Annotated in this window: 10 protein-coding genes and 2 tRNA genes; 4 read left to right on the top strand and 8 right to left on the bottom strand. The window is 56.4% G+C overall.

Annotation, left to right across the window (positions count from 1 at the left end; genetic code table 11):
* Positions 1-294: 294 nt before the first annotated feature.
* The 3 genes from NYP16_RS14495 to NYP16_RS04860 form a co-directional block, all read right to left on the bottom strand.
* Complete coding sequence (locus NYP16_RS14495; RefSeq protein WP_346742471.1) at positions 295-417, bottom strand: SDR family oxidoreductase; 123 nt, start codon at positions 415-417, stop codon at positions 295-297.
* Between the two features lie 71 nt (positions 418-488).
* Entirely contained in the window at positions 489-1,028 is a 540-nt protein-coding gene (locus NYP16_RS04865; RefSeq protein WP_274942984.1) for a carboxymuconolactone decarboxylase family protein, read from the bottom strand.
* A 98-nt stretch (positions 1,029-1,126) separates the two neighbouring features.
* Complete coding sequence (locus NYP16_RS04860) at positions 1,127-1,666, bottom strand: peroxiredoxin (protein ID WP_274942983.1); 540 nt, start codon at positions 1,664-1,666, stop codon at positions 1,127-1,129.
* Between the two features lie 233 nt (positions 1,667-1,899).
* Between NYP16_RS04860 and NYP16_RS04855 the strand changes: the two genes are divergently transcribed.
* On the top strand, positions 1,900-2,778 hold the full coding sequence (locus NYP16_RS04855; protein ID WP_274942982.1) for a LysR substrate-binding domain-containing protein: 879 nt from the start codon (positions 1,900-1,902) through the stop codon (positions 2,776-2,778).
* Positions 2,779-2,896: 118 nt separating this feature from the next.
* On the opposite strand, the gene NYP16_RS04850 is transcribed toward NYP16_RS04855, so the two are convergent.
* The 5 genes from NYP16_RS04850 to NYP16_RS04830 all read right to left on the bottom strand — a co-directional run bounded on the left by NYP16_RS04850 (position 2,897) and on the right by NYP16_RS04830 (position 9,836).
* Positions 2,897-4,030 carry a DUF3644 domain-containing protein gene (locus tag NYP16_RS04850; protein ID WP_274942981.1) on the bottom strand — a complete coding sequence of 378 codons (1,134 nt, stop codon included), beginning with the start codon at positions 4,028-4,030 and terminating at the stop codon, positions 2,897-2,899.
* A 105-nt stretch (positions 4,031-4,135) separates the two neighbouring features.
* Positions 4,136-6,796 (bottom strand): valine--tRNA ligase, encoded by a 2,661-nt coding sequence (locus NYP16_RS04845; RefSeq protein ID WP_274942980.1) that lies wholly within the window; start codon positions 6,794-6,796, stop codon positions 4,136-4,138.
* Positions 6,797-6,868: 72 nt separating this feature from the next.
* Entirely contained in the window at positions 6,869-7,537 is a 669-nt protein-coding gene (locus NYP16_RS04840; protein ID WP_274942979.1) for a PopZ family protein, read from the bottom strand.
* A gap of 172 nt (positions 7,538-7,709) precedes the next feature.
* Entirely contained in the window at positions 7,710-9,095 is a 1,386-nt protein-coding gene (locus NYP16_RS04835) for a TolC family outer membrane protein (RefSeq protein WP_274942978.1), read from the bottom strand.
* 87 nt (positions 9,096-9,182) lie between these two features.
* Positions 9,183-9,836 carry a protein-L-isoaspartate O-methyltransferase family protein gene (locus NYP16_RS04830; RefSeq protein ID WP_274942977.1) on the bottom strand — a complete coding sequence of 218 codons (654 nt, stop codon included), beginning with the start codon at positions 9,834-9,836 and terminating at the stop codon, positions 9,183-9,185.
* A 222-nt stretch (positions 9,837-10,058) separates the two neighbouring features.
* Between NYP16_RS04830 and NYP16_RS04825 the strand changes: the two genes are divergently transcribed.
* From NYP16_RS04825 to NYP16_RS04815, 3 genes are all read left to right on the top strand, one after another.
* Positions 10,059-10,132: transfer RNA gene (locus NYP16_RS04825), tRNA-Cys, on the top strand.
* Positions 10,133-10,301: 169 nt separating this feature from the next.
* Positions 10,302-10,377: transfer RNA gene (locus NYP16_RS04820), tRNA-Asn, on the top strand.
* A 355-nt stretch (positions 10,378-10,732) separates the two neighbouring features.
* Entirely contained in the window at positions 10,733-11,254 is a 522-nt protein-coding gene (locus NYP16_RS04815; protein ID WP_274942976.1) for a DUF1269 domain-containing protein, read from the top strand.
* Positions 11,255-11,257 lie beyond the last annotated feature (3 nt).

Genomic DNA, 11,257 nt, shown 5'->3' with positions numbered 1-11,257 from the left:
CCGGGCTTACTGAACCCGAACAACGCTCAAAGGATGCAAGCTTCAAGCAAATCATATAAATGACCAGCCCGCCGCCTGCACTTCTCTTCCAATCTACAATGTCAATGAGCATGGACCAAAAGGCCCGGAATTCTGCCGATTTCAGCGCATCTCCAAGAAACCGTCCCGGCCGCGCTGTCATCGTGGAGCCGGTTTATAGGGGTACCAATCACCCTTGTCAAACACCATTCCAACCTTTTCTCAAACTTTCTGCTGAAGACCAGAGATTGCTCGGTTTGAGCGCCACCGCTTTCCTCATCTGAGAGTGTAACCGCCGTCGGGATAGAGGGTCGCCCCGGTCATAGAGCCGTTTTTCAACAGGAACAGCACTGCGTCCGCCACGTCATCCACCGTGCCGACACGGCCGAGCGCCGTGATCGCCGCCGTTTTGAGTCGTCATGTCCGTATCCCATTGATGAGGAAAGCGCCTCCTGAGGTTAGGCCCGCACTCAGGCCTCAGCCTCAGTGATCACGACCGCCTGAGCCGCCGCATTGACCACCGCCGCGATACGGATCGCGGATTGCACGCCGAGCTTCGACATCCCGGCCTTGACGACTTCATGCACGTGGGCATCCATGCACATGCCGCAGCCGTTGATGGCGGAGACCGCCAGGGAATAAAGCTCGAAATCCACTTTCTCGATGCCCGGGCTGCCGATGACATTCATCCGCAGTTTGGCCGGCATGCGGGCGAATTCCTTGTCCGACGCCAGATGGACAAAGCGGTAATAGATATTGTTCATGGCCATAACCGCGGCAGCCGATTTCGCAGCGGTGACTTCGGCCTCGCTGAGGATAGCGGCGGCTTCACTGCGTATGGCGGCGATCACCTCGGGGCTTTTGGTGGCATAGGCCGACGCAAGCGCAATGCCGAAAATCTGATTCTGAGTGAGCTCAGGGGCGCCCTCGGGTGTCAGCACGCTGCTGATATTCAGTCGAATGTCGCGCGCGGCATCGCCGATTTTCGTTTTTAAAAGATCAATGCTCATCACTTCGTACTCCTGAAAACTGTGACTGGTCCTGAATGACGCATCCGGGCCGGATGGCTTTATGTGTGACGCATCCGGGCCGGATGCTGGGGGGGAAATTAAGCGACAACCAGCGTGTCTTCGCCTTTCTGCCAGTTGCAGGGGCAGAGTTCGTCGGTCTGCAGCGCGTCGAGGACACGGATCACTTCCTTGACGTTGCGGCCCACATTCATGTCATTGACCATGGCGAAACGAACGATGCCATCCGGGTCGACAATATAGGTCGCACGCTGGGCCACGCCCTCGACCGGATCGAGCACCCCAAGCGCCCCGGTCAGCTCGCGCTTCACGTCCGCCAGCATGGGGAACGGAAGATCATTCAGATCCTTATGGCTCTGACGCCAGGCGAGATGGACGAACTCGCTATCGATGGAGCCCCCGAGCACCTGGGCGTCACGGTCGGCAAAGTCACTGTTGTGACGGCCGAATTCGGCGATTTCCGTCGGGCAGACAAAGGTGAAATCCTTGGGCCAGAAAAACACCACCAGCCATTTGCCTTTGTAAGTCGCATTGTCCACATCAATGAAAGCCGAATTGATATCGTTCGACACCGTGGCCTTAACCGCGAATTGCGGGAACTTTTCACCAACACCAAGCATATTTATATCTCCTGTTCGATTAAAACTAGCAAATCCACATAAAGCTCAGCCCGAAGCGCCACCCAAGGCGCAGAAAACAGATTGATAATCCTACGTTTTCCGGCTTTCGGAGGGTCCGCTTTGGCGATCCCCCTTGCTGTCTGAACACAACCTAGCCTGGTGGTTCCCATCTGTACAATCTAATGATATGATCGTTCTGATAGGTTTTATCTATTACGGTAAGGTGAGCAGGCATGAATTTACGGGATCTCGAATATCTGGTGGCGGTCGCGGACCAAGGCCATTTCGGCCGCGCGGCCGAGGCCTGCAACATCAGCCAGCCGACGCTCAGCATGCAGATCAAGAAACTTGAAACCAATCTGAATGTTCAGGTGTTCGAGCGCGGCAATAAATCCGTCCGCGTCACAAGGATCGGCGAGCTCATCCTGATCCACGCCCGCGCCGCGCTGCGTGAGGCGAAGGAAATCCGCCGCATCGCCCGCTCCCATCAGGACCCCTGGTCCACCGAGCTCACACTCGGCATCTTCCCGACACTCGCGCCCTATCTGCTGCCGCGCATCGTGCCCGAGATCATGAAGACCTATCCAAATCTGAAACTGCGTCTGGTCGAAGACAGAACCCCGAACCTGATCGAGCGCCTCTCGAACGGCGATCTCGACATGGCCATCCTCGCCCTGCCCGTCGCCGGCGATCATCTGATGTCGAAAAAACTCTTCACCGAAAATTTCGAACTCGCCGTCCCGAACAAGGACCCCCTCGCCAGCCGCACATCCGTAAGCCAACTGGACCTCGCCAACCGCTCAGTCATGCTTTTAGAAGACGGCCACTGCCTCCGCGACCAGGCCCTCGAAATCTGCACATTAGTGGGTGGGAGAGAAAACCAGGAATTCCGGGGGACGAGTTTGGAGACACTGCGGCAGATGGTGTCAGCAGGAATGGGCGTAACCATCATGCCGGAACTTGCCGTGCAACCCACGAGTGGAATAACGTATGTACCATTTGCAGATAATCCGGCACCATCCCGGACAATCGGGTTGACGTGGCGGAAGGATAGTGGGGAGGATGTGCGGGCTGAGAAAATTGGGGGGATCATTGCGGCGGAGGCAGAGTGACAAGTGGCATAGTAATCCCAACTCATCTACCATCGCATTACTTAACTAATAAATGCCATTCAACCAAAATATGCGATGACTCACCACTACACCAAATGCATATTCTTCGTTTAAAATACTAAATCATCAAACGTACAAATTCCGGAACTATCTTATCCTTATACCAGTAAATATTATTTTCTATTTTTGTGCAAAATCCCTTATTAATATTCCTAAGATCATTTTCTCTAGCTAACCTTTCAAAGGCAGATATGTTAAACGTGGCCTTTCCATATTCATTTTTTAAGATTTGAATAACAGATTTACGACTGATCTTAAGTCTTTCGACGTCACGCACAGCCATCTCTGCATTTGAACCAATCGCCCTATAGTGTACCGCTTGATCAGCTACTTTGGGATTATTTGTAGTCTTGGGAATTACATATACCCGAAACGCAAAAGCTGGATCGTTGTATATGTCATCGGAGACACTTCGACCGACTTCAAGACATTTTGCTTCAACATCACAAGGTACGGCGTTATGCCTATTAGACGCTTGAGCAATTGTAAGCTTATAGAATTGAATTGAAAAACTCAGTTCGTGCTGAACCGACCATAACACACCAAACTTCTTCTCAATGAAATTTGAAAAATTTAATGCACATGCCTGAACATACTGATGCAAGGAAGTTCCAATTGCGTCCCCTACACGGTGTTCAATCATATCGCGAATATCAGATATTAATTTTATATTCTCTTTGACCGCAGCCTCTAAGGGACAGTCCCCCCTACGTGTTAGCTCTTTTATATCCCACCAACGACCATTCTCATATATAGGCTCCACTTTTCTAGCGACATAGTGGGCTTGCAAAAGTTTTGTCCATGCGATTACAGCATGAACAAAAAACGACTCGGCTCTCGCAGAAATTATTGGATTGTTATAAAATGATACTGCACAAATAATTTGCTCAACTGCTTCATAAAGAAGTCTTTCTTTTCTAGAGGTATTTAGGCAATCAGAGAAAATCGTAGCCCTAATAACTCTCCCATATTTTCGCAAGAAATTCTCAGAAGCATCCTGACTAGATACACCCTCGACATCCTGGTAGCGTCCATGCCTTGAAATTGCATAACCTACTTCACGATGGTTAAGGCTCCTCAAAAAATGACTAAAAATAGAAGTGATATCCTGATCATTAAATTCAAAATGGGCCCTTAGCCCTCTCATTATTAGTACTTGGTCATTTGGTATTCTTTTTCCTTCTCTCGACATTCCCACTTTCCACTTCCTACAGCCCCTCTATTAGCTAATTATAACAAAAAAATGCCACCCTATCAAAGGTGGCATTTTCTTATTAACAAATACACTTTTTCTAACCTACCCCAACCGCCTCAACGCCAACCCCAGCTTCTCCACCAGCCCCACCAACTCCTCCCGCCGTGCGCGGTTTTCCGCAACCACGCTGTCCGGGGCCTTCGCGACGAACGCTTCATTGCCCAAGCGGCCGTCGATGGATTTGATTTCGCCTTCGTGCTTCGCGACCGTTTTTTCCAGACGCGCGCGTTCCTGGTCGATGTCGATGACGCCGGCGAGTGGCAGGTGGTAGGTGGCTTCGTCGATCACGGTCTGCACCGAGCCCTTGGGGGCTGGGCCATCCAGTTGGGTGATGGACTCGAGCCGTGCGAGGCGGGTCAGGATGGGCAGGGTGCGTTGCAGACGGGCTTTGGTCGCTTCGCCCGCGTCCTGCACCAGCACCGGCACCTTGGCGCCGGCGGGCACGTTCATTTCGGCCCGCACCGAGCGGATGTCGGTGATAAGCTTGATCAGCCAATCGACCTCGGCCACGGCCTGCTCATTCACAAGCCCGTCAAGGCCCGTGGGCCAGGCGCTGAGAATGAGATCGCTCGCCCGCGTCTCGGCCGTTGCATGCCAGAGTTCTTCGGTCACAAACGGCATGAACGGATGCAGCAGGGTCAGGATGCGGTCATAGACCCAGGCCGCCGTTTTCTGCGTCTCGGCCTTGGCGGCTTCATCGTCGCCCATCAGGATCGGCTTCGTGAGTTCCACATACCAGTCGCAGAACATGCCCCAGGTGAATTCGTAAACTTCCTTGGCCGCCACATCAAAGCGCAGGGTCGCCGTATCAAGCGCGGTGGTCACAGCCGCCGCCGTGCGCACGACTTCGGAAATGATCCACTGGTTCAGCACATGCGTGGCTGACGCCGGATCGAAATCACCAGCGTTCTGACAGCCGTTCATCTCCAGAAAACGTGCGGCATTCCAAAGCTTGGTGGCGAAATTGCGATATCCTTCCACCCGCTTTTCCGCAAGCCGGATATCGCGCCCCTGACTTTCAAGCGACGCCAGCGTAAACCGCAGCGCGTCCGCGCCATATTTATCGGCAAATTCCAGCGGGTCGATGACATTGCCCTTGGACTTCGACATTTTCTGCCCGTTTTCATCGCGCACCAGGGCGTGAATATAAACGGTTTTAAATGGCACCTCGCCCATGAAATGGAGGCCATCCATCATCATGCGCGCAACCCAGAAGAAAATGATATCGAACGCGGTCACCAGAACGCTGGTCGGATAATAACGCGCGAGTTCCGCCGTCTTTTCCGGCCACCCAAGCGTCCCAAACGGCCACAAAGCCGACGAGAACCAGGTGTCGAGCACGTCATTATCGCGGGTGAGCACCACGCCCGCCCCGGCTTGCGCCTGAGCCTCGGCTTCGCTGGTCGCCACATAAATGCTGCCGTCCGGCGCGTACCAGGCCGGGATCTGATGGCCCCACCACAGCTGCCGCGACACGCACCAAGGCTGGATATTGCGCATCCATTCAAAGAACGTGCGGTCCCAGTTTTTGGGCGCGAATTTGGTCGCTCCGCTCTCGACCGCCGCGATGGCGTCTTTTGCAAGCTCCGCCGCATTCACATACCACTGGTCGGTGAGCCAGGGCTCGATCACCACGCCCGAACGGTCGCCATAAGGCGCCACATGCCGACGCGGCTCGACCTTCTCCAACAGCCCGAGCGCGTCGAGATCGGCGACGATCGCCTTCCGCGCGTCATAGCGATTAAGGCCACGATAGGCTTCCGGGATTTCGGACTCATCCGCCGCCACCCCGTCAAGAATATGCGCGGCGTCATCCAGAATATTGATCTGGCGCAAGCCATGACGCTTGCCGACCTCGAAATCGTTGAAGTCATGGGCCGGGGTGATTTTCACCGCGCCCGAACCCTGTTCCGGGTCCGCATGCTCGTCAGCGACAATCGGAATAAGACGCCCAACCAAAGGCAGGCGCACGAATTTACCGATGATGTCTTTGTAGCGCTCATCCTCGGCATTCACCGCCACCGCGCTGTCACCCAGCATGGTTTCGGGGCGCGTGGTGGCCACGGTGATGAACCGCCCCTCCATGCCCTCGACCGGATAACGCAGATGCCAGAAATTACCGTCGATCTCGCGCTGTTCGACCTCAAGATCGGAAATGGCGGTCTTGAATTTCGGATCCCAGTTGACGAGCCGCTTGTCGCGGTAGATCAAACCCTGTTTATGCAGTTCCACAAACACCTTGATCACGGCTTTCGAAAAGCCCTCATCCATGGTGAAGCGTTCGCGTTTCCAGTCGCAGGACGCACCGAGACGCCGCATCTGACGGGTGATGGTGCCGCCTGATTCCGCCTTCCACTCCCACACGCGCTCAAGAAATTTGTCGCGGCCGAGGTCGTGGCGCTTGATGCCCTGCGCCTCCAGCTGGCGTTCAACCACCATCTGGGTGGCGATCCCGGCATGATCGGTGCCGGGCTGCCACAGCACATCCTTGCCGCGCAGACGTTCAAACCGGATCAGAATATCCTGAAGCGTGTGATCAAGGGCATGGCCGATATGCAGGCTGCCGGTGACGTTCGGCGGCGGCAGCACGATCGAAAAGGGTTCGGCATCCGGGCGCGTGCCGCTGTCGAACGCGCCGTTCGATTCCCAATGCTGGTACCATTTGCCTTCGATGGCCTTCGGATCGTAAGTTTTCTCAAGCATGCTCTGTCCCGCCTAAATTCAGGCGCGACAATAAACCGGGCGGGCATAAGAAGTAAACGCCGGGTTGCGACTTCAGGGCTTTTTCACACGTGCGAGCCGGGCAATTTCCCGCGCCACCGTGCGTTCGACGATATCTGGCAGGTTCTGATCGAGCCAGGACTTGAGCAACGGCTTGAGCATTTCGCGCACCATGCCCTCAAGAGTCTTGTCCGCCCCGGCATAACCCGCGACCAGCAGATCCGACAATTGACCGAAGGAGGCGCGCACGCTGTCGGCCGAGAAATCGCTCAGAATGGCTTCGGACTCATCGGTCGGGTCCACGGCATCGAAATCCTCCGCCGCCATCGCCGCGACAGGGCGCGGTTCCGGCCGGATCACCGGCTCGGGGGCCGGCACAGGCTCGGCGAAGTCATCTTCGAAATCATCATCAAGGCTGATTTCTTCCGCCACATCCGACACGACGGCCTCTGCGGGCTCCTCCCGAAAGACGTCCTCCTCGGGTTCTGGCTCCAATTCCGGCTCCGGCTCGGGTTCTTCCTCGAACACCTCGGTCAGTTCCAGAACCTCGTCGTCCCTGTCATAGACCTGAACCGGCTCGGAAGCGGCCGCACGTGGCGGCGCGGCAAACTCGGCACGCGGAGGACTCGCCGATTCCGGCTCGTTTTCCTCGGAGATGATGCGACGAATCGAGGCAAGAATTTCCTCCATCGTCGGTTCGTCTTGCTCTCTTTTCGCACTCATGCCTTGACCATGCACCTTGATCTCGTCCCGGATTCCGTCTGATACCGCCCTAAAGCAGATCACCGGCGGGCCGGTTACACTCATCCCGCCGAGACTATCAGCATATGGTGCTCGAATTTAGTAAAAAATTCCTATCCAACCGGACAGTTACCGAAACTCTCTGGATATTCGCTTATTCCGGGATGTCCCAGCCCCAGATCTTGCCGCTGACCCGGTCATAGTTCTTTTTCGGGTTATAGCGCTCCCCGGCCACATTCAGGTCTTCGGCGGTCATCTGGCCGATTGCGGCCAGCAGCGAATAGGCAGCAACCTGTTCGTCGCGCTTGTCGCCCACAAGCAGAACCCGGGAATCAAGCAGCTCCTGCTCGGCATTCAGCACATCAAGCACCGTGCGCGAGCCCACTTCGGCTTCCTGCTTGACGCCTTCAAGGGCGATTTCGTTAGCCCGGACCTGGGATTCGTCCGATTTCACCCGATCGCTGGCCGCCCGCATATTCTGCCAGGCATTGCGCACCGCTTCGGACACCTGACGTTCCACATCGATGATCTGCAAGCGGCGCTGGCTGTTGATCTGCCGCGCCTGCCGTACCTGCGACGAGGCCACCCCGGCCTCATAAAGCGGTATCCGCAATTCCGCCGTCACCTGCTTCTGGTTGGCTTCGCGGCTGAACAGCGAATTATCCCAGCCACGGCTATATTCGGCGCGCAGATTGATCTTCGGCAACATGCTGCCCTTCGCCGCACCCACAGCATAGGACGACGCCTGTTCCGCATAGCGTGCGCTGTTCAGCACCGGATTGCTCGCAAGCCCGACCTCATAGGCGGCATCTTCGTTTTCGGGCAGCGCCGGCAAGCCGGCGGGCGCCTCAAGCGTGCCCGGCGCCTGACCGACGACTCGCTTATAAAACGCGCGACTCGCACTCAGATTGGCTTCGGCGCGGGTGCGGTCAGACAGGGCCCGCGACAAACGAGCCTCGGACTGGGCCACATCGGTCCGGGTGATTTCACCAACCCGGAAGCGATCCTGCGACGCATCAAGCTGGCGCTGCAACACTTGCACGTTGCTGCGATTGAGGTCGAGAATCGCTTCGTCCCGTTTGACATTCATAAAGGACGTCACGGCATCAAGAAGCATGCTTTGTTCGGCATTGCGCAGGTCTTCGCGTCCGGCCAGCACTTCATGTTCGGCCTTTTTGACGCTGTTGACGGTCGAAAAGCCCGAGAACACCGGCTGCACCAGGGCAACGCTCGCGTTTTTCGACGTAAACTTTCCGTCAGTTGTATAGGTCTGATTGCCCGTCGAGGAGGTTAGCGACGTCTGGTTCACGTCGGCCCGTCCGATGGCTCCCGAAGCCTCGACCGTCGGGCGATACCCGCCGCGCGCCTGCGCCACATTCTCGTCAATGGCCCGCAACTGGGCCCGCGACGCCTCAAGCGACGGGTTGTTGGCATAAGCCGCCGCCAGCGTTTCCTGAAGTGTTTCAGCCTGCACCGCGCCGGCTGCAGCCAAAGGTCCCCCGAGACAAACCGCAACCACTGCAATCAACGGAAACCGCATTACTCTATCCCCCTTGGCTCACTCAACGACTGCGCAACACTCAGAATCTGACGATTTGAAGCCCGAATGCCGTGAAAACAGGATCAGTTAAAACGTGAAGCTTTTCGGCTTGGCAAATCCCGGCAGCGGCGCCACCGACGCATCGAACAGCTCCCGGCGGCCAACGATCCCCTGATCCTTTTGATACAACACCGCCTTGCCGACCCCGCCCAGACGCTCGACGCCCACAAGACGCCCGCCATCGGCCAGCTGATCAAGCAGTGCCTGCGGCACCTCATCGACCTGACCATTGAGGACGATCACCTGATAGGGCCCATGTCCGGCGCACCCGTCAACCAGGGCTCCCTTGACCACCTCGGCATTGGCCAGACCGCTTTCGGCCAGAAGTGCCGTGGCCCGGGCCGCCAGATCGCCGTCTTCTTCCAAAGCCACAACCGACCCCGCAAGCGCCGCAAGAACCGCCGCCGAATAGCCACTGCCCGAGCCCACATCAAGCACCACATCGCCTGCGCCGGGCAAAGCCGCCTGCAGCAAACGGGCGAAAACCCTTGGTTCCATCAGATAACGGCCGGGAGCGATCTCAATGCTTTCATCCACATAGGCGACGCCGCGCAGGGCTGCTGGCACGTAGACTTCACGCGCGGTGTGGCGAAAAGCCTCCAGAACATGGGGATCGCTCACCTGGTTCGGCTTGATTTGCCCTTCGATCATATGGTCACGGGCGATGGCATAATTCGTCATGATCTTAATCCAGCCTTAGATCGCCCGTTTAGAGCGACAGAAAAGGAATGCACGCGCGTTTATAATGGAGGGCGGGCCCCTTGACAATGTTACGATCTCGGCCCGAACGATTTGGTTCGCCACAGGATGAGCAACTTCCGTCAATGTTCCGTTGCACCCGTCCGGAGGCAATGCTATATCGACCTCCAGATCGAACCGGCCAGCAATGGTCGGTTCAGCTGAGGCACCGTGGCGGAATGGTTACGTAGCGGACTGCAAATCCGCGTATCCCGGTTCGATTCCGGGCGGTGCCTCCAAAATTTCGTTGTGGCAGAGTATTTTAAAGAAAATGTCATCTATCGCCGAAAGGCTCTTGGCATTCTGAAATTCTCTCTGCTATAAGGAGCGCGTTCGCCGGACAGGACAATGTTACAGTCCTCAGGGTGGAAAAAGTTTCGGACGCACAACAGTTTGTTTGTGCTCCATTCCTCGGTAGCTCAGTTGGTAGAGCAATCGGCTGTTAACCGATCGGTCGCTGGTTCGAGTCCGGCCCGAGGAGCCAAATAGGCCCCAGTTCGCGTAAGCGGGCTGGGGCTTTTTGCTGTCCCAAGCCGGGACCTTCGGCGACCTCGGCCTTGCTGACCCGATCACAAAGACCTGAATCAGTTTGCCGCTCGGCCGGGCTTCCATTACTATGAAGCCTCAGTAATACAATCAGTAGCAACGCGTTAACTGTCTGAACACATCCATCCGGCCACGATTCGTAAAGGGCGCGGCATGTCGGTTGTTCGATTCCCAGTACGGTTGCGGACCCTGCGTTCAGTCCCCCGGATATTGCACTGGCAGCCTCGGCTGGCTGCCTAAGTCATATCGTCATACCTCGGGTCGCATAACAGCAATTCAACCAGGAGATTGTCATGGCGGAGCTTGTGGTCATCGGGTTCGACGATTCCGAAGAAGCTGATCGCGTCCTGACCGAACTGAACCGGCTGCAAAAGGAATATCTGGTCGACCTGAAGGACGCCGTCATCGCCATCCGCAAGGGCGATGGCAAGGTCCATCTCAAACAAAGCGTCAGCACCATCGGCATCGGCGCCGCCTCGGGCGGCCTGTCCGGGGTGTTCTGGGGCATGCTGGTTGGACTTTTGTTCCTCAATCCGCTGGCTGGACTGGCCATCGGCGGGGTCATCGGATCGGGCGCCGGAGCCTTGGCCGGGGCGCTATCCGACTATGGCATCGACGACCATTTCATTCATTCGCTCGCCGACACGCTCAAGCCTGACAGTTCGGCGCTCTTTCTCCTCGTGCGCAAGGCGCAGCCGGAAAAAGTATTGGAAGATCTCGCCCAATTCAAAGGGCATGTGCTGCGCTCCTCGCTGTCGCCGGAGCAGGAAAAGCGCCTTGAGGACGCCTTATCCGGAAAAACCACCCATCCCTAACAG

This window comes from Govania unica (assembly GCF_027920805.1).
GTDB lineage: Bacteria > Pseudomonadota > Alphaproteobacteria > Sphingomonadales > Govanellaceae > Govanella > Govanella unica.
Note: the sequence above shows the minus strand (reverse complement) of the source record. Positions and strands in the feature narration are given on the sequence as shown.